The organism is Bradyrhizobium macuxiense (assembly GCF_007993935.1).
In the GTDB taxonomy this organism is placed as follows: Bacteria; Pseudomonadota; Alphaproteobacteria; order Rhizobiales; family Xanthobacteraceae; genus Bradyrhizobium; species Bradyrhizobium macuxiense_A.
In genome coordinates this window covers 178,926-196,658 of record NZ_VITY01000009.1, presented here as the reverse complement: position 1 = coordinate 196,658, position 17,733 = coordinate 178,926, and the positions used below count along the sequence as shown (strand labels likewise).

Here is a 17,733-nt window from a genome sequence, read left to right as displayed (position 1 = left end):
GCGTCACATCCTGTTCACAGCGCCATCTGGCGGCTGATCTCGGCGGGATCGAGGCTTGCGCGGTCGCAGGCATATTTCACCGCGCCCCGGTCCATCACGGCAAAACTGTCGCCGAGTTCGCAGGCAAAGTCGAGATATTGTTCGACCAACACGATGGCGATGTTGCCGAGGTTGCGCAGGTAGGAGATGGCGCGGCCGATATCCTTGATGATCGAGGGCTGGATGCCCTCGGTCGGCTCGTCGAGCAGCAGGAGCTTTGGCCGCATCACCAGCGCGCGGCCGATCGCAAGCTGCTGCTGCTGGCCGCCGGAGAGGTCGCCGCCGCGGCGGCCAAGCATGGTCTGCAGCACCGGAAACAGCGAGAACACGTCGTCGGGAATGTTGCGGTCCTCGCGCTTCAGCGGACCGAAGCCGGTCTTCAAATTCTCTTCCACCGTCAGCAGCGGGAAGATCTCGCGGCCCTGCGGCACGAAGCCGATGCCGCGCCGCGCCCGCTCAAACGGCTTCAGCGCGGTGATGTCCTTGCCGTCGAAATTGATCGCGCCGGATGCGATCGGATACTGGCCGACCATGGCGCGCAGCAGCGAGGTCTTGCCGACGCCGTTACGGCCGAGCACGCAGGTGACCTTGCCCGGCTCGGCGGTCAGCGAGACGCCGCGCAGCGCCTGCGCCGCGCCGTAGTAGAGATTGATGTTGTCGACCTTCAGCATCGCTAGCGCCCCAGATACACTTCGACCACCCGTTCGTTCGACGACACCTGGTCGATCGAACCTTCGGCGAGCACCGACCCCTCGTGCAGGCAGGTCACCTTGACGCCGAGCTCACGCACGAAAGTCATGTCATGCTCGACCACCATGATGGTGTGGTTGCGGTTGATCTCCTTCAGCAGCTCCGCGGTCAGATGCGTCTCGACATCGGTCATGCCTGCGACGGGCTCGTCGACCAGCAGCACCTTCGGATCCTGCGCCAGCAGCATGCCGATCTCGAGCCATTGCTTCTGGCCGTGCGACAGGCTGCCGGCGAGGCGGTTGCGCGCATCGGTCAGGCGGATGGTCTCGAGCACCTTGTCGATGCGTTCGGACTCGGCCTTGCTGCCGCGCCAGAACAGCGTGCCGCGCACGGAATGATCGACATTGAGCGCGAGCAGCAGATTGTCCTGCACGGTCTGGCTCTCGAACACCGTCGGCTTCTGGAACTTGCGGCCGATGCCGAGCTCGGCGATCCGGGTCTCGTCGAGCCGGGTCAGGTCGACGGTGCCGTCGAACAGCACGGTGCCCTCGTCCGGCTTGGTCTTGCCGGTGATGATGTCCATCATCGTGGTCTTGCCGGCGCCGTTCGGGCCGATGATCGCCCGCATCTCGCCCGGCGCGAGCGTCAGCGACAAATTGTTGATGGCGTGGAAGCCGTCGAACGAGACGTGCACGCCGTCGAGATAGAGCATGGCCGAGGTGGCGCGGGTATCCATGACGTTCATCTGCCTACTCCGCCAGGTTCGGTGCGCCGACGCCGTCTTCGCGCGCCGCGCTGTCGGCGTCGGGGGAGTTGCGCCGTGCCTTCAGCGGCTCCCACCAGCTGTTGAAGGTGCCGACGATGCCCTTGGGCAACAGCAGCGTGACCAGGATGAACAACGCGCCCAGCATGAACAGCCAATATGGCGCCAGCGGCCCCGAGGTGAAGAACGTCTTGGCGTAGTTGACGACGACGGCGCCGAGCGCGGCACCGACCAGCGTGCCGCGACCGCCGACCGCGACCCAGATCACCGCCTCGATCGAATTGCCCGGCGCGAACTCGCTCGGATTGATGATGCCGACCTGCGGCACATAGAGCGCGCCGGCGACGCCGGCCATGCAGGCCGACAGCGTGAACACGAACAGCTTGTAGGATTCGACGCGATAGCCGAGGAAGCGCGTCCGGCTTTCGGCATCGCGCACCGCGATCAGCACCTTGCCGAGCTTCGAGGTCACCACCGCGCGGCAGATCAGGAAGGCGGTCACGAGCGCAAGGCAGCTCAGCAGGAACAGCACGCAGCGCGTGCCCTCGGCCTGGACATTGAAGCCGAGGATGTCCTTGAAGTCGGTCAGGCCGTTATTGCCGCCGAAGCCGAAGTCGTTGCGGAAGAAGCCGAGCAGCAGCGCATAGGTCATCGCCTGGGTGATGATCGACAGATAGACGCCGGTGACGCGGGAGCGGAAGGCGAGCCAACCGAAGCAGAAGGCAAGCAGGCCCGGCACCAGCAGCACCATCAGCGCCGCGAAGGCGAACTTGTCGAAGCCGTACCAGTACCAGGGCAGCTTGTCCCAGTTCAGGAACACCATGAAGTCGGGCAGGATCGGATTGCCGTAGACGCCGCGGCTGCCGATCTGCCGCATCAGATACATGCCCATGGCATAGCCGCCGAGCGCGAAGAACGCGCCATGGCCGAGCGAGAGGATGCCGCAATAACCCCAGATCAGATCGATCGAGAGCGCGAGGATGGCGTAGCATACATATTTGCCCCAGAGCGCCACCAGATAGGTCGGCACGTGGAACATCGAGCCCTGCGGCAGCAGCAGGTTCGACAGCGGGATCAGCACGCCGACCGCGGCGACGATCAGCACGAACGCGGTCGCGGCGCGGTCGAGCGAACGGGTGAGGATGTGCGGCGTCATGCTTCCACCGCCCGGCCCTTGAGCGCGAACAGGCCGCGCGGCCGTTTCTGGATGAACAGGATGATCAAGACCAGGATCGCGATCTTGCCGAGCACCGCGCCCGCCACCGGCTCGAGGAACTTGTTGGCGATGCCGAGCGTGAAGGCGCCGACCAGCGTACCCCAGAGATTGCCGACGCCGCCGAACACGACGACCATGAAACTGTCGATGATGTAGCTCTGGCCGAGATTCGGGCTGACATTGTCGATCTGCGACAGTGCCACGCCGGCAATGCCGGCGATCCCCGAGCCGAGGCCGAAGGTCAGCGCATCGACCCGCGAGGTCGCGATCCCCATCGAGGCCGCCATGCGACGGTTCTGCGTCACCGCCCGCATCTCGAGGCCGAGCGCGGTGTAGCGCAGCATCGCGAGCAGGATCGCGAACACCGCGAGCGTGAAGCAGAGGATCCAGAGCCGGTTATAGGTGATGGTGATCTGGCCGAGCTCGAAGGCGCCGCTCATCCAGGAGGGATTGCCGACCTCGCGGTTGGTCGGGCCGAATGCGGTGCGCACAGCCTGCTGCAACACCAGCGACAGGCCCCAGGTCGCGAGCAGCGTCTCCAGCGGACGGCCGTAGAGGAAGCGGATGATGGTGCGCTCGATCAGCACACCGATGAAGCCGGCGACCAGGAAGGCGAGCGGCACCGCGATCAGCAGCGAGTAATCGAACAGCGCGGGATAGCGGGTGCGGATCACCTCCTGCACCACGAAGGTGGTGTAGGCCCCGAGCATCACCATCTCGCCATGCGCCATGTTGATGACGCCCATCACGCCGAAGGTGATGGCAAGTCCGATCGCGGCGAGCAGCAGGACCGAGCCGAGCGACAGGCCGTACCAGGCATTCTGCACCATCGACCACATCGCAAGATTGCTCTGGATCGAGGACACCGCGCTCGCGGCCGCCTTGGCGACCAGCGGCGGCTGGTCGCCAAGCCCGGTGAGCAGCGCCAGCGCCTCCTGGTCGCCGCGCGCCTTGACCACGGCGACCGCGTCGAGCTTGTCGCTGTCGGATGCATCCGACTTGAACAGGACGATGGCGGCGCGTGCCTCGGCGAAGGCCTGCTTGATCGACTTGACGCTCTCCTTGGCGAGCGCGCCCTCCACCGTCGGCAGCAGATTCTCTTCGTGGCTCTTGAACACCGACTGCGCCGCGGCGAGCCGCTTGGCCGGATCCGGCGACAGCAGCGTCAGGCCGCCGAGCGCGGCCTCCACCGTGCGGCGCAGGCGGTTGTTGAGGCGAACGGCCGCGGCGGCGTCGGGCAGCTTGTCGACGGCTGCTCCCGTCGCGGCGTCGACGATCTTGCCGTCGGTCTGCGTGATGAAGACCTTCTTGCTGTCGGGATCGGCCGACAGCCGGCCATCCTGCAGCGCGCTGATGATGGGCGAGGCCAGCGCATTGCCTGATGCCGCGACCTCACCGATCGCAGCCTCGGTGTCGGAGAACTCATCATTGGCGAATTTGGCGACCGAATCCTCGAACGGGCCAGCCAGCGCCGGCACAGCAAGGCAGCTCAGCAGCAGGATCGAGAGACAAAGCGCGCGAAAGCGATCAAGACAATTGGCAAACACGTCAGTACCCCGGCAGGAGTGGGAGGAGAAGGCGGCAAGCGGTGCCGCCTTCTCCAATGTTGGAAGGTTGTGTTGTGTCGTTGATCAGCTCAGGAGCTTAGGAGCCCTGGCCGCCGCACTTGTTGGTCTTGGTGTTGTAGTTGCCGCACTTCTTGCCGACCCAATCGCCGATCAGGTCCTTGGAGCCTTCGAGCTCCTTCGACCAGGCGTCGCCGGCCACCAGGCCCGGGGTCTTCCAGACCACGTCGAACTGGCCGTTGCCCTTGATCTCGCCGATGAACACCGGCTTGGTGATGTGGTGGTTGGGCAGCATCTTCGAGGTGCCGCCGGTCAGGTTCGGCGCTTCGATGCCCGGGAGAGCGTCGATCACCTTGTCCGGATCGGTCGACTTCACCTTCTCGACCGCCTTCACCCACATGTTGAAGCCGATGTAGTGCGCTTCCATCGGATCGTTGGTCACGCGCTTCGGGTTCTTGGTGTAGGCCTGCCACTCCTTGATGAACTTCTCGTTCGCCGGCGTCTTGATCGACTCGAAGTAGTTCCAGGCGGCGAGATGGCCGAGCAGCGGCTTGGTGTCGATGCCGGCGAGCTCTTCTTCGCCGACCGAGAACGCGACGACAGGAATGTCGGTCGCCTTGATGCCCTGGTTGCCGAGCTCCTTGTAGAACGGAACGTTGGCGTCGCCGTTGATGGTCGAGACCACCGCGGTCTTCTTGCCGGCCGAGCCGAACTTCTTGATGTCGGCGACGATCGTCTGCCAGTCGGAGTGACCGAACGGCGTGTAGTTGATCATGATGTCGTCCTGGGCGACGCCCTTCGACTTCAGATAGGCTTCCAGGATCTTGTTGGTGGTGCGCGGATAGACGTAGTCGGTGCCGGCCAGCACCCAGCGCTTCACCTTCTCTTCCTTCATCAGATAGTCGACGGCGGGGATCGCCTGCTGGTTCGGCGCGGCGCCGGTGTAGAACACGTTGCGCTCGGACTCCTCGCCCTCATACTGCACCGGATAGAACAGGATGTTGTTCAGCTCCTTGAACACCGGCAGCACGGATTTGCGCGACACCGAGGTCCAGCAGCCGAACACGACCGCAACCTTGTCCTTGGTGATCAGCTCGCGGGCCTTTTCGGCGAACAGCGGCCAGTTCGAGGCGGGGTCGACCACGACGGGCTCGAGCTTCTTGCCAAGCACGCCGCCCTTCTTGTTCTGCTCGTCGATCAGGAAAAGGATCGTGTCCTTCAGCGTGGTTTCGCTGATGGCCATGGTGCCCGACAGCGAGTGAAGGATGCCAACCTTGATGGTGTCGTCGGCCGCTTGCGCGGGCGCGAAGGGCGAGGACGCAGCCAGGCCCAAAACCAGGCCGGCCGTCGCCGCGAGCGCGCGGCGGCGGGTCATCGTCGCTATTCCGTGAGTAAGCTGAGTAAGCATGAAATGTCGTCTCCCTGACGCAGGCGTGAACGCTTGCGAACGGCCGCCTGGCCGCCTGCGGTTAAGGGAATCGCAAGAACTGTGCCACGGTGCGTGGACACCGTAAGCCGATGAACCAACTGGATAATTTCACGAGTTCCGGGCAAATGCGGGGAATGGCTGCTCAAACATTGAGCCGCTGATTTGACTGCCGAAAGTGCAACCGGGTTATTTTATAGGCAAAATCGCGCTTCTGGCTAAATTTCCGGCACCGATTTGTGACAGATTGCGCGATGGTTCGGCGCATTCCAGGGCCCAATCCCGGCGATATCATCTTGAAACCGCCCAGTTCCTGGTCCATATCGTCGCCATGCCCGCGAGAGTCGCGGTGCCTTTGCGAGCTGCGTGTTCAAGCTGCCCCAAGCGGCTTCTGGCTCGCCTTTCAGCTAACCCAGCTTGACGCCCCAGACACGCGGGTGTCCCGAACGCCTCATGCGATTCCGGCCGATATTGGCCGGGACGACGATGGCTTTTATGGAAAGAACCACCTTTTGACCTCCTTTCAGGATTTCGGCCTCGCCGATCCCATCGCCCGCGCGCTTCGAGAAGAAAATTATCTCACGCCGACCCCCATCCAAGCCCAGACCATCCCGCTCGCACTTGCCGGCCGTGACGTCGTCGGCATCGCCCAGACCGGAACCGGCAAGACCGCGTCCTTCGCGCTGCCGATCCTGCACCGGCTGCTCGAGAACCGCGTCCGCCCGCAGCCCAAGAGCTGCCGCGTGCTGGTGCTCTCGCCGACCCGCGAACTGTCCGGGCAGATCCTCGACAGCTTCAACACCTATGGCCGCCACATCCGGCTGTCCTCGGCGCTCGCCATCGGCGGCGTGCCGATGGGCCGCCAGGTCCGCGCCGTGATGCAAGGCGTCGAGGTGATGGTCGCCACCCCCGGCCGCCTGCTCGATCTCGTCCAGAGCAACGGCCTGAAGCTCAACCAGGTCGAGTTCCTGGTGCTCGATGAAGCCGACCGCATGCTCGACATGGGCTTCATCAACGACATCCGGAAAATCGTCGCCAAGCTGCCGATCCGGCGCCAGACCCTGTTCTTCTCGGCCACCATGCCCAAGGACATCGCCGAGCTCGCCGAGGCGATGCTGCGCGATCCCGCCCGGGTGGCGGTGACGCCGGTGGCCTCGACGGTGGATCGCATCGCCCAGCGTGCGATCCAGGTCGATTTCGCGGCCAAGCCGACGGTTCTGGCCCAGCTCCTGAAGCAGGAACCGGTCAATCGGGCCCTGGTCTTCACCCGCACCAAGCACGGCGCCGACAAGGTCGTGAAAAGCCTTGCCAAGGCCGGCATCGAGGCCAATGCGATCCACGGCAACAAGTCGCAGAACCACCGCGAGCGCACGCTGGCGGCGTTCCGTTCCGGCGAGATCCGCACCCTGGTGGCGACCGATATCGCCGCCCGCGGCATCGACGTCGACGGCGTCAGCCACGTCGTGAATTTCGACCTGCCCAACGTGCCGGAAACCTATGTCCACCGCATCGGCCGCACCGCGCGCGCCGGGGCCGACGGGGTCGCGATCTCGCTGATCGCCGGCGCCGAGGAGATGGGCTATTTGCGCGATATCGAGCGGCTGATCCGAATTGCCGTGCCGCGGGAAGACCGCCGCACACAAGGCGGCAACCGCGAGGCCGCGGCGCCGGCCCAGGCCACCCATCCGCATCGGGGCGGCCGCTCTGCGCCCCGCGCGCACAATGTCCGTGGGAATGAGGCCGCTCCTGGCACAAAAGGCCCTCGCCGCCGCCGCCGTCGGGGTGGTAATAATGGCGCGCCGCAGACGAACCGGGGCGAGTCGCCGCGTCCGTCGCAGGCCGGCAACAGCGAAGGCATCCAGGGCGTCGCCTTCTTGCATCGCGAGAGCCGGCCGAATCCGCAACACAACCGCAACAACCGACCGAAGCACTAGCCGTCGCTCGATCTGGAGAACCATATGGCTAAGGAAGAGCTGATCCAGTTCGAAGGACTGGTGACCGAGATCCTCCCCGACGCTCGTTACCGGGTCCAACTCGACGCCGGACACGAGATCGTCGCCTACACCGCCGGTAAGATGAAGAAAAACCGCATCAAGACGCTGGCCGGCGACCGCGTCACGATCGAAATGTCGCCCTACGACCTGGAGAAGGGCCGCCTGATTTTCCGGCACAAGGACGAACGTCCGAGCGGTGCGCCCGGCGGCCCGCCGCGGGGCGGCGCGCAGCGCGGCGGCCAGTTCCGTCGCCGATAACAGGCGGATTGCAACCGTTGCGCGCATGACGTCCTGGTGTCCTGCGCAACAATTGGCCGGCGGCTGCGCCGGCCAAAAAAAGCGCGCACGTCAGGATTGTTTTGAAGCCTTCTATCGAATAATATCCTACCCATCGATTTTCGGCCGGACGACATTAGCCAATACCGGTACAGCCGGTTCAGACGCTGACGACCCTTCCAAAAATTCGATCTCACCACCCCGCCAATCAGCGGGTCTTGAACTTGTATATCTGAGAAGGGACTACCCACGTGAGCATGGGAACCGTGAAGTGGTTTAACGCGACCAAGGGCTACGGCTTCATCCAGCCGGATGAAGGCGGGAACGACGTGTTCGTGCACATCAGTGCAGTCGAGCGCGCCGGCCTTGGCACTCTGCGTGAAGGCCAGAAGATCTCCTACGAGATCGTTGCTGACCGCCGTTCCGGCAAATCCTCGGCCGACAATCTGCGCGCCGCTGGATAAGCCGATTTCCCGGGAGCGCGAAGCTCCAGGAAATTGTCGTTAAAGCATCAAGGGCCGCACCTTCGGGTGCGGCCCTTTTTGTCTGCATCGCTGTCTTGTCGCCGTGACCTGGAGCGCCGCGACAAACGCGAAGCGTCTACGCGGAGATCATCCGCGCCTTAGTATGTCGAGCAGGTCGTCGGCATGGTGGCGGCGGTCGGGGCGTAGTACACGCAAATCGACTGCCGCGGCCGCGTGAAGGCGACGTCGCTGAGCGTAAGGCCAGCCTTGGCCATCACATAGCCGACCGCCGGAACGTATTTGTAGCTCACTTCGCTGAAGATCAGATAGGTGCCCGCAACCAGCAGCGCCGGCGGAACGACGCTGGTCACGATGTCACCCTGGCTGCGGCTCGAGGCCGTCACCGTGGCCTGCGTCGCGCCCGAGGCGATCGTCCCGGACTTGCTCCACTGGATGTGCGCGATGTTCGAATTATCGACGTAGATTTCCGACAGCGTGACCTTGGTCGGCGAAGCGTCGTAGGGCGTCATGATGCCGACGCTGGCGCTGAAGAAGTTCTGCAGGTCGGCGTCCACCACCTGCGTCGCCTGCGAGGTCAGGTCCGACGCGGCGCGCGCCATCAACGTGACCTTGCGGTCGACCGCAACGCCGGATGAGAATTCGACGGTGCCGAAGAACATCACCAGCATCAGCGGCATGATGAAGGCGAACTCGACGGCGGCAAGGCCCCGGCGGTCATGCGCGAGAGCGGCAACGGAGCGCAGCAGGGCCGCAGGCAGGGCTTTCATGACTTGACTCATGAGCATGTGGTCCCGGCGGTTCCGGACGGCTCGTTCTTGAACGTTGCGGTCGCGATCAGGAGCCGCTTGCCATTAGGCAGGTTCGAGGCGTTGAAGCCGAGCTGGGTGACAAACAGCTGCCATTGATAGAACAGGCGGACCACCACGACGTCGCCGTCCTTGCCGGGACACCATTTCACCTGGGTAGGATCGGTAATCGGCGTGATGTTGACGCTGCTGAAGCCCGTCGAAGACGGATAGCTGCGGACGTCGACGTAGATGCCGTTGTTGCAGTCGAACAGCGTCGTGATCTTGTTACAGACGTAGGCCTTGAACTGCGCCTGGGTATAGCTCAAGCCCTGAGCCTGGCCGGTCATGATGAAACGCGACGAATCCTGCGTCACCGTCTCGAGCACCTGGCTGGCGAAGAAGATCATCGCCACTTCGATGATCGCAAACAGCAATCCGAAGAACAGCGGCGCGACCATCGCGAATTCCACCACGGTCACACCGCGGCGGTCTCGGCGAAAGCGACGGAGCAGGCGGGCGAAAGCGGTCAGCGGCATCAACGACCCCGGATCAACATGGCGGCAACAACTACCCAAGAGTCATTGTCGAAGTATTTCGCCGGATCGAGACAGAGTGACCCGATCCGTTAGATCTTCATTAACCATCCCGGGTGAACGGCCTGCGATCGGCCAAGGCTCCGGCGTGTGAAGCGCCGGAGCGGACACGCGTCAGTTCTGCGGCTTCGCGGCTCCGCCCGAGCCGGTGGCCTGATTGTTGAGCGTACCGGCCTGTTCCATGGTCGCCCTGAAATAGGTGTCGCCATCGCCGAGGGTGATACGGCGCTGGCAGACCGGCATGCAGCTATAGGTCTCGCGATCGATGCCGCGGTAGACGGTGACGAGCTGGTCGGTCGGGCCTTCGACCTGGATCTGGCGATCCACCAGCACCTGGCCGGTGCGGTCGAGTGCGATGAAATTGGTCGCGCCATAGCCCTTGCCGGTCACGACGACGACCCCGCCGTTCTGCAGGGTGACGTCGGCGATCAGCGGATTGCCGACCACGATCGTGGCGATGCCGCCCGGCAGCTTGACGAGCTTGGCCTGATCGACATTGACCGCAATCCGATCCGGATCCGGCGCAGCCGTTGCGAGCACGGGCCCCAGCAGCAGGGCTGCGGCCAGCGAGATGAATCCAATGCGCGCGACGGCGCGAATGCGTTGGGACTGAAACGACATACTCTACCCCGGGACGTTCACAAGCCGGCAAAGGCGATACGCAGCGGACCGGCGCCCGACGCAGGCAAATCTGACGGCAATTCATTTAAGAAGAGCAAAAATCGACCGCCGAATTGCGCGGATGTCACGACTTCCCGAGCCGGCAAGCCTGATGTTTGCCACCTCGCCCGGGAATACCCGGATCGTCGACGCCGTCATCCTGCCCGCAGCGACGGCGCGTGATCGAATCGCACCTTCCGGGGTTATCCCAATCTTAAGAGTCTCCAAGCAGTTTCTGCGCCAGCCACAACCACTGAACGCGCCACGTGTCGTCGATATCGCGAATCGAAAAGCGCGCCGCCGGTTCCGGCGCGCGCGGCCTGATTGTCGACCCTGCACGGATTCGTGACGCTGCGGCGCGCTGGTTGATGTTCAGCGACTTCGGCGACGCCGCGCAGCGCCACATGGCGATCGCGTGGTCATGCATCGTCGCATGCACCCTTGCCGACGTGATCTGGCTGCCAAATTCCGGGCTTTCGTTCGCATCGTCGAACTGGATCGCGATCCTGCAGGGCATGGCATATTGCGCGATCGCGGCCGCATTCATCGCCATTGCGTCCAACCGGCTCAGCGCCGACCAGCGACGTCCGGCCGTCCTGCTGCGGCGGGGCCTGTTCATGACCGAGTTGTTCTGGCGCGCGCTGCTGCCGATCAGCGCGCTGCTGACCGCGGGCAGCACGCTCAGCTATCTGATCGCAGCATCGAAGCTGCCGCTCAGAGACGACGTTCTGGCAGGCGTCGATCATCTGCTGGGGTTCGACTGGCCGACCTTCCTGGCCGCGACGAACGCGCATTCGTTCGTCGCGACGCTGCTGACGACGGCCTACCAAAGCACCGGCCTGCTGTCGCAACTAGTCCTTGGGTGGCTGATCCTGCAACGGCGTGGCGACCGGCTCGCGGAGTTCATCGCCGTCCTCAGCTTGAGCGCGGTCGCACTGTGCATCGGCATGTGGCTGATCCTCGCCGCGGGCGCGTTCGCCTACTTCCAGCCCGCCCCGCACAGCTATGAGCACTTTGCGGCACTCGGCGACATGTGGACGTTCGGGCGGACCTTCTCGATGTTGCGCGACGGATCGCTGTCGGTCGTCGACATGGCAAGCGTCGACGGCATCGTCAGCTTTCCCTCGTTCCACACCATGCTCGGCGTCATGACGATCTATGCTGCGCGCGACACGCGCTGGCTCGTCGTTCCCGTGTTCATCGTGAACGCAACGATGATCGTCGCGACGATGCCCGTGGGAGGTCATCACCTCGCCGACGTCCTGGCCGGCGGCGGCCTGACCATTGCCGCCATCCTCATCGCTCGTCGCTCTGCCAGGCCGTCCATCAGCAGGACTTGAGCGTCACTTCGCAGCGACCCACGTTGTACGACAGCAACGGCTTCAACTGGCGGCGCGGACGTGAACCACCACGCGGTCGTCGGCATAGAGGCGCTGCCATCCTCCGATATGATCCAGCAATCTGGAAGCCGGCGTGTCCGGAGCGAGCATCACCGCATCGATATTATTGGTCTCGAGCAGGCTGAGGAAACCGTTGACGTCCTTGAGCTGAAGCGCACGGGCCAAGCCCATCCCGAACGTCTCGCCGTAGAGCTCGGCGCGCCCGTCGATGAACACCGGCACCTGACGCCAGATCAGATATCCGCCGAACTGCAGATCGTTGAGCACCCGCCTGACGTTGCGCGCCTTCATCGCGTCAACCGCGGCAGCCGGCGAATAGGTCGGCGGCGGCGATATGACCTGACGCGCCGCAGCGAGTGAGGTCCACGCGCAAAGTCCGGCGAGGAGGATTGTGGCCGGAACGGCCCTCGGGCGGACGGTGCAAGAGGCACGCAGGCGGAACTGGGTTGCGACCGGCGTGAGCACGGCGAGCGGCAGCAGCAGCGCGAACAGCTCGAGATTTCTGATGTGAGACAGGGCCATGTGCAGCAAGCCCAGCACCAGCAGGATTCGCGGCAGCGGCAACCTCGCCCCGTAATAGAGCGCCGCGCCGAGCAGGCCGAGGATGGACAGCGCGAACGGGTCGATCTCGCTGAACGTCGCCGGCCTCCACTCCTGGATGACATGCAGCAATTCACCGAGGCCGAGAATCTTCAGCGAGGCGAGGATCGAGCCCCATCCATAGGGGGTCACGCAGCACGCAGCCAGCGCGCCGACGCCGAAGGCTCCCCAGCGCAGCGCCAGCGCCCACCTTTGAGCCGGCAGGGCATTCCACAGCGCATCAAAGCCAAATGCACCGACCAGCACCAGGCCGAACAGAAAGCCGCCATGCAGATTGGCCCACAGCGCGATCAGCGGCAGCAGCCAGAACGAAGGCGCCTCGCGGCGTTCGCTGGCGGTCATCAGGCCGTTCGCCCAGACCAGCATGATGGGCATCACCAGCACATGCGGACGGGCCAGCAGGTGCCCGCAGGTCAGGACCAGCGCGACAAGGGCGATCAGGCTCGCGTAGATCGCCGGCAGCGTGCGGCTGAGGATCGCGGTCAGCAGTGCGAAGCTGGCGGCGGCACAGGCCGCGGTCAGCGCCGCCGGGCCGGTCCACCCGGCGAGGTCATAGGCCTTTGCGAACAGAACCTGCGCCAGCCAGGACGACGACACCCACGGCGCACCGGCCTTGGTGAACGAATAGATGTCGACCGACGGCAGCGTGCGATGGTCGAGGATCCAGCGGCCGACGGCAATCTGCCAGTAGGTATCGGAATCGGCGAGCAGCCGGTCGCCGACGAACAGCAGCAGCGCATAAACGCCGCACGCCACCCAGAACCAGGCCGGGACCTCGGCGAACACGGAGGCTTTCGCCCGCGAGAAGGTCGCCGTCTCAACGCTCATGATGGCACCCGACGGCCATCGGCATCACTGCCGGAACGGATAGGCCAGCTGTCCGCCGATCTCGGTCGGCACGCCCTGCTCGGCATCGACGCCGTAATCTTCCGGAAGCTTGCCTTCGGGCATGCGGAACGTCCCGAACAGAATATCCCAGAGCGGGAAGGTGCCTGCGAAATTGGTGTCGCCGCCGTCCTCGAGCCCAGTGTGATGCCAGCGGTGAAACACCGGCGTCGCGATCACATATTTGAACGGGCCGAGCGTCCAGTTCAGGTTGGCGTGCACGAATGCCGAGTGGAATGTGGTGAACGGCCCGACCCACAGCATGATGTTCGGCGAGATGCCGGCCATCAGCAGGATCACGTCGACGGTGATCGTGCCGATCAAAAGATTGACCGGATGGAAGCGTGCCGCCGAGATCCATTCAAGATCCTCGGAGGAGTGATGAATGGCGTGGTACTTCCAGAAGTCACCCCGGTGGAACATGCGGTGCAGCCAGTACAGCATGAAGTCGGAGCCGACGAGGAAGATGATGGACTGCAGCCAGAGCGGAAGCTGCGCCAGCGGGCCGTGCCCGTTCTCGTAGAACGCGATCAGATCGTCGGCGCCGTGAACGTTGAACACCACGGCCGCGCCCACCACCAGGAGCCCGATGCGCAGCACGCGGGCGAACACCGGCACGAAGAACCAGTAGCAGATGTCGGTGACCAGCTCACGCTTCTGCCACCATGGCTTGCCGGGATTGCAGGCCCAGAAATGGGTGAGCACCGTGAAGAACAGCGCCAGTGCGATGGTGATCGGCACCACCTTCATCATCGTCTGGCCGATCATCTCGATGACTTCAAAGGGAAGGCTGGGCATGACGGCCTCATTCGACTGAAGCCCCATGGGTACAGATGTGCACTTAAGGAGCCGTGAACAGGTGCAAGCAGCGGTCCTCAGCAACAATCCGCAATTTGAGCGGACCGCTTAATCCCAAATTTACTGTGCGCAACAAGTGCGGGTTCCCGCTGTGTTTGTGCGATCAAATTAACTGCACCGAAATTGTCGAACCGTAGGGTGCGGCAATGGTCACGGTGCTGAGAACGCCGGCGAGACCAAATCTAGTTCGACCAGCCACGTGTACACAGGAGTTACTTATGAAGAACCTCGTTTCGCGCTTCGTGAAGGACGAGTCGGGCGCGACCGCCATCGAATACGGCCTGATCGCCACCGGTATCGCCATCGCGATCATCGCTGCTGTCAACGGCGTCGGCACCAAGCTCTCGGGCACCTTCAGCACGATCGCCGGTTCGCTGAAGTAAGCCGGTTCCGACGAACTCGCATCAAAGGTCCCGGCAACCCCGGGACCTTTGCTATTTGACGGGAGCCGCCCGGCGGCCTCCGTCACGGCGCCGGCAGTGCTTTCCCGATTGTTCACCATTGGCCGCTAGCGTCGGGTCTCGACCGCAGCTCCAGCTTGACGGCATGAATCCATGATCCTCGACATCGCACGCTTGATGCTGTTTCCGGCCCTGATGGCCTTTGCGGCGGCGAGCGATCTGTTGACCATGACGATCCCGAACCGGATCTCGCTGGCGCTGGTGGCCGGCTTCTTCGTCCTCGCGCCGCTGACCGGGATGGGCGTCCACGACATCCTCAGCCATGCCGGCGCGGGCGCGCTGGTTCTTGTGGTGGCGTTCAGCATGTTCGCGATGGGCTGGGTCGGCGGCGGAGACGCCAAGGTCGCCGCTGCAGCCGGATTGTGGTTCGGCTTCGAGCATCTGCTCCCCTATCTGGTCTTTGCCTCGCTGTTCGGCGGCGCGCTGACCGTGCTGCTGCTGCAGCTCCGGCAATGGCCGCTGCCCTACCCGCTCGCGTCCCAGGCCTGGCTCAGCCGCCTGCACGACAAGCAGACCGGCATTCCCTACGGCATCGCACTCGCCCTCGGCGCCCTGCTGATCTATCCGGAGACGGACTGGATCAAGACGATCGATCTCGCGCACCTCGCCTTGCGCTGAGAAAGCAGCAGTAACCGCTCGTTAAGGCGATTTAGATACGCCTCATTAACCATGCTTTGACGAATAGCTGGTCAACTCCCATCACGGCGGCGGCAGCGTCGCGGCGTCATGTGGAAAGTGAAGCGTAATGGATAAGGCCCGCATTCTGGTCCTGGCAATTGCAGGCTGCGCCGGCCTAGCGGCGCTCTATTTGGCAAGTGGAAGCGACGACAAGCCGGCGCCGCCTCCGCCGGTCGCGCAGCTGCCCACGGTCGACATCCTGGTCGCGAAAACCGACATCGGCCTCGGCCAGGCCGTGAAGCCCGAAGATCTGCAGTGGCAGACCTGGCCGGCGGCAACCGCCAGCGCCAGCTTCATGCGCAGGGACAGCAACGCCGAAGCGATCAAGGATGTCACCGGTTCGATCGCCCGCGCGCCCTTCATCCAGGGCGAGCCGATTCGCGAGCAGAAGCTCGTCAAGGCCGACGGAAGCGGCTTCATGGCCGCGATCCTGCCGACCGGCATGCGCGCGGTATCGACGGAAATCTCGCCCGAGACCGGCGCCGGCGGCTTCATCCTGCCGAATGACCGGGTCGACGTCCTGCTGTCGAAGCGCGACAAGAACCCGGATCGCAACGGCGCCGACCTCATCAATTCCGAGGTGATCCTGACCAATATCCGCGTGCTTGCGATCGACCAGGCGCCGAAGGAGAAGGACGGCACCAACGCACTGATCGGCAAGACGGTGACGCTGGAGCTGAAGCCCGAACAGACCGAAACGCTGGCGCGCGCGCGCCAGAGCGGCGTCCTGTCGCTGGCGCTGCGCAGCATCGCCGACAACAACGCGCCGGAAACCAAGACCGACGACAACCACCCGAGGCGCGGTGAGACGATCAACGTCATCCGCTTCGGCGTTGCCAACCAGGCAACGATGCAGAAGTGACCATGAGGATACACGTGATGAAGGGCGGGGCAACTCAACGGACGATGCGGGCCTTCATGGTCCGCGCATTGTCGTTCTCGGCCGTCACGGCGCTCTCGCTCAACCCGGCGCTGACGCCGGTGGTGGCGAGCGATTATCGCGCCGCGTCTGCTCCTGCCGCGTCGGCCGACGGCGGCCAGATGAATGCCCGTTTCCTCTCGCTCGGCGTCGGCAAATCGATCGTGATCGACCTGCCCAGGGACATCAAGGACGTGCTGGTGGCCGATCCCAAGATCGCCAACGCCGTGGTCCGCTCGGCGCAACGCGCCTACATCATCGGCGCGACGGTCGGTCAGACCAACATCGTGTTCTTCGACGCCGCCGGACAGCAGATCGCTGCCTACGACATCGCCGTCAAGCGCGACCTCAACGGCGTCCGTCAGGCGCTGCGCGCGGCGCTGCCGAATTCCGATATCCAGATCGAGGGCGTCGGCGACGGCGTGATGCTGACCGGCAGCGCGGCGAGCCCGATCGACGCGCAGCAGGCCGGCGAGATCGCCACCCGGCTGGTCGGCGGACCCGACAAGGTCGTGAACTCCATCGCGGTTCGCGGCCGCGACCAGGTGATGCTGAAAGTCACGGTTGCCGAAGTCTCGCGCAGCCTGATCAAGCAGCTCGGCATCGACCTCACCGCAAACCTCAACTACGGCACGACCGTGGTGAAATTCGCCAACAGCAACCCGTTCACCGCGAACAGCGGACCGCTGGTCTCGGGCAACAATCTCACGACACAGTTCGGATCGTCGGTGACGGCGACGCTCCGCGCCATGGAGAGCGCCGGCGTGGTGCGGACGCTCGCCGAGCCGAACCTGACCGCGATATCGGGCGAATCGGCGACCTTCATCTCGGGCGGCGAGTTTCCAATTCCGACCGGCGTGACCTGTCAGACTTCGTCGACCGGCACGATCGGGAATTGCGTCCAGACCGTCAGCTTCAAGAAATTCGGCATTTCGCTCAACTTCACCCCGGTGGTGCTGACCGAAGGGCGGATCAGCCTGCGCGTGATGACCGAAGTGTCGGAAGTCTCGACCGAGAACGCATTGACGGGCGGCGCAGGTGGAACGACGATCCCCTCGATCAAGACCCGCCGCGCCGAGACCACGCTGGAGATTCCCTCGGGCGGCTCGATGGCCATGGCGGGCCTGATCCAGGACCAGACCAAGCAGGCGATCAACGGCCTGCCGGGGCTGGCGTCGCTGCCGGTGCTCGGCACGCTGTTCCGCAGCCGCGACTTCGTCAACAACCAGACCGAACTGATGGTCCTGGTGACGCCCTATGTCGTTCGCGCGGTGGCCCAGAAGGACCTGTCGCGTCCGGATGACGGCTTCGCCAACGCGTCCGATCCGCAGGCCGACCTGCTGGGCAGCCTCAATCGCATCTACGGCGTGCCGGGCCGCACCGAGCCGGCGCGGAATTACCGCGGCACCTACGGCTTCATTACCGACTGAGGCGGAC

General features: G+C 64.2%; 19 protein-coding genes. 8 read left to right on the top strand and 11 right to left on the bottom strand.

What is annotated here, in order from left to right:
- Positions 1-14: 14 nt before the first annotated feature.
- The 5 genes from urtE to urtA form a co-directional block, all read right to left on the bottom strand.
- Positions 15-710 carry an urea ABC transporter ATP-binding subunit UrtE gene (gene urtE / locus FBZ93_RS24000; protein WP_146989057.1) on the bottom strand — a complete coding sequence of 232 codons (696 nt, stop codon included), beginning with the start codon at positions 708-710 and terminating at the stop codon, positions 15-17.
- A gap of 2 nt (positions 711-712) precedes the next feature.
- Entirely contained in the window at positions 713-1,474 is a 762-nt protein-coding gene (gene urtD / locus FBZ93_RS23995; RefSeq protein ID WP_146989055.1) for an urea ABC transporter ATP-binding protein UrtD, read from the bottom strand.
- 4 nt (positions 1,475-1,478) lie between these two features.
- Positions 1,479-2,648, bottom strand: coding sequence for an urea ABC transporter permease subunit UrtC (gene urtC / locus FBZ93_RS23990; protein WP_146989054.1), 1,170 nt, complete (start codon positions 2,646-2,648; stop codon positions 1,479-1,481).
- On the bottom strand, positions 2,645-4,201 hold the full coding sequence (gene urtB, locus FBZ93_RS23985; protein ID WP_433995442.1) for an urea ABC transporter permease subunit UrtB: 1,557 nt from the start codon (positions 4,199-4,201) through the stop codon (positions 2,645-2,647). Before urtB ends, urtC begins: the two co-directional genes overlap by 4 nt.
- Positions 4,202-4,352: 151 nt before the next feature.
- Positions 4,353-5,681 carry an urea ABC transporter substrate-binding protein gene (gene urtA, locus FBZ93_RS23980; RefSeq protein ID WP_146989050.1) on the bottom strand — a complete coding sequence of 443 codons (1,329 nt, stop codon included), beginning with the start codon at positions 5,679-5,681 and terminating at the stop codon, positions 4,353-4,355.
- 530 nt (positions 5,682-6,211) lie between these two features.
- On the opposite strand from urtA, the gene FBZ93_RS23975 reads away from it, so the two are divergent.
- The 3 genes from FBZ93_RS23975 to FBZ93_RS23965 all read left to right on the top strand — a co-directional run bounded on the left by FBZ93_RS23975 (position 6,212) and on the right by FBZ93_RS23965 (position 8,433).
- On the top strand, positions 6,212-7,633 hold the full coding sequence (locus FBZ93_RS23975) for a DEAD/DEAH box helicase (RefSeq protein WP_146989048.1): 1,422 nt from the start codon (positions 6,212-6,214) through the stop codon (positions 7,631-7,633).
- Positions 7,634-7,657: 24 nt separating this feature from the next.
- Entirely contained in the window at positions 7,658-7,951 is a 294-nt protein-coding gene (gene infA / locus FBZ93_RS23970) for a translation initiation factor IF-1 (protein WP_016842649.1), read from the top strand.
- Positions 7,952-8,220: 269 nt separating this feature from the next.
- A complete protein-coding gene (locus FBZ93_RS23965; RefSeq protein WP_016842648.1) occupies positions 8,221-8,433 on the top strand; it encodes a cold-shock protein in 213 nt (70 codons plus the stop codon).
- Between the two features lie 158 nt (positions 8,434-8,591).
- On the opposite strand, the gene FBZ93_RS23960 is transcribed toward FBZ93_RS23965, so the two are convergent.
- The 4 genes from FBZ93_RS23960 to FBZ93_RS40735 form a co-directional block, all read right to left on the bottom strand.
- Positions 8,592-9,239 carry a TadE/TadG family type IV pilus assembly protein gene (locus FBZ93_RS23960; protein ID WP_146989046.1) on the bottom strand — a complete coding sequence of 216 codons (648 nt, stop codon included), beginning with the start codon at positions 9,237-9,239 and terminating at the stop codon, positions 8,592-8,594.
- On the bottom strand, positions 9,230-9,778 hold the full coding sequence (locus FBZ93_RS23955; RefSeq protein WP_146989044.1) for a TadE/TadG family type IV pilus assembly protein: 549 nt from the start codon (positions 9,776-9,778) through the stop codon (positions 9,230-9,232). The genes FBZ93_RS23960 and FBZ93_RS23955 overlap by 10 nt, the downstream gene beginning before the upstream one ends.
- A 171-nt stretch (positions 9,779-9,949) precedes the next feature.
- A complete protein-coding gene (locus tag FBZ93_RS23950; RefSeq protein WP_167529188.1) occupies positions 9,950-10,456 on the bottom strand; it encodes a pilus assembly protein N-terminal domain-containing protein in 507 nt (168 codons plus the stop codon).
- A gap of 253 nt (positions 10,457-10,709) precedes the next feature.
- The gene (locus FBZ93_RS40735) at positions 10,710-11,048 is read right to left on the bottom strand and encodes a hypothetical protein (protein ID WP_167529187.1); all 339 of its coding nucleotides are present in this window, start codon (positions 11,046-11,048) and stop codon (positions 10,710-10,712) included.
- 73 nt (positions 11,049-11,121) lie between these two features.
- Between FBZ93_RS40735 and FBZ93_RS23945 the strand changes: the two genes are divergently transcribed.
- A complete protein-coding gene (locus FBZ93_RS23945) occupies positions 11,122-11,835 on the top strand; it encodes a phosphatase PAP2 family protein (protein ID WP_167529186.1) in 714 nt (237 codons plus the stop codon).
- Positions 11,836-11,877: 42 nt separating this feature from the next.
- Here FBZ93_RS23945 and FBZ93_RS23940 read toward each other — a convergent pair whose 3' ends face one another.
- Both FBZ93_RS23940 and FBZ93_RS23935 read right to left on the bottom strand, forming a co-directional pair.
- Entirely contained in the window at positions 11,878-13,323 is a 1,446-nt protein-coding gene (locus tag FBZ93_RS23940; RefSeq protein ID WP_146989040.1) for a hypothetical protein, read from the bottom strand.
- Positions 13,324-13,347: 24 nt separating this feature from the next.
- Positions 13,348-14,178, bottom strand: coding sequence for a sterol desaturase family protein (locus tag FBZ93_RS23935; RefSeq protein WP_050422242.1), 831 nt, complete (start codon positions 14,176-14,178; stop codon positions 13,348-13,350).
- A gap of 278 nt (positions 14,179-14,456) precedes the next feature.
- On the opposite strand from FBZ93_RS23935, the gene FBZ93_RS23930 reads away from it, so the two are divergent.
- The 4 genes from FBZ93_RS23930 (at position 14,457) to FBZ93_RS23915 (ending at position 17,726) form a co-directional block, all read left to right on the top strand.
- Positions 14,457-14,621: a Flp family type IVb pilin gene (locus FBZ93_RS23930; RefSeq protein ID WP_050422174.1), complete on the top strand. Its 165-nt coding sequence runs from the start codon at positions 14,457-14,459 to the stop codon at positions 14,619-14,621.
- Positions 14,622-14,792: 171 nt separating this feature from the next.
- The gene (locus FBZ93_RS23925) at positions 14,793-15,317 is read left to right on the top strand and encodes an A24 family peptidase (RefSeq protein WP_146989038.1); all 525 of its coding nucleotides are present in this window, start codon (positions 14,793-14,795) and stop codon (positions 15,315-15,317) included.
- A 127-nt stretch (positions 15,318-15,444) separates the two neighbouring features.
- Positions 15,445-16,239 carry a Flp pilus assembly protein CpaB gene (gene cpaB / locus FBZ93_RS23920; RefSeq protein ID WP_146989036.1) on the top strand — a complete coding sequence of 265 codons (795 nt, stop codon included), beginning with the start codon at positions 15,445-15,447 and terminating at the stop codon, positions 16,237-16,239.
- 17 nt (positions 16,240-16,256) lie between these two features.
- Complete coding sequence (locus tag FBZ93_RS23915) at positions 16,257-17,726, top strand: type II and III secretion system protein family protein (protein WP_146989034.1); 1,470 nt, start codon at positions 16,257-16,259, stop codon at positions 17,724-17,726.
- The last annotated feature ends 7 nt before the right edge of the window (positions 17,727-17,733 follow it).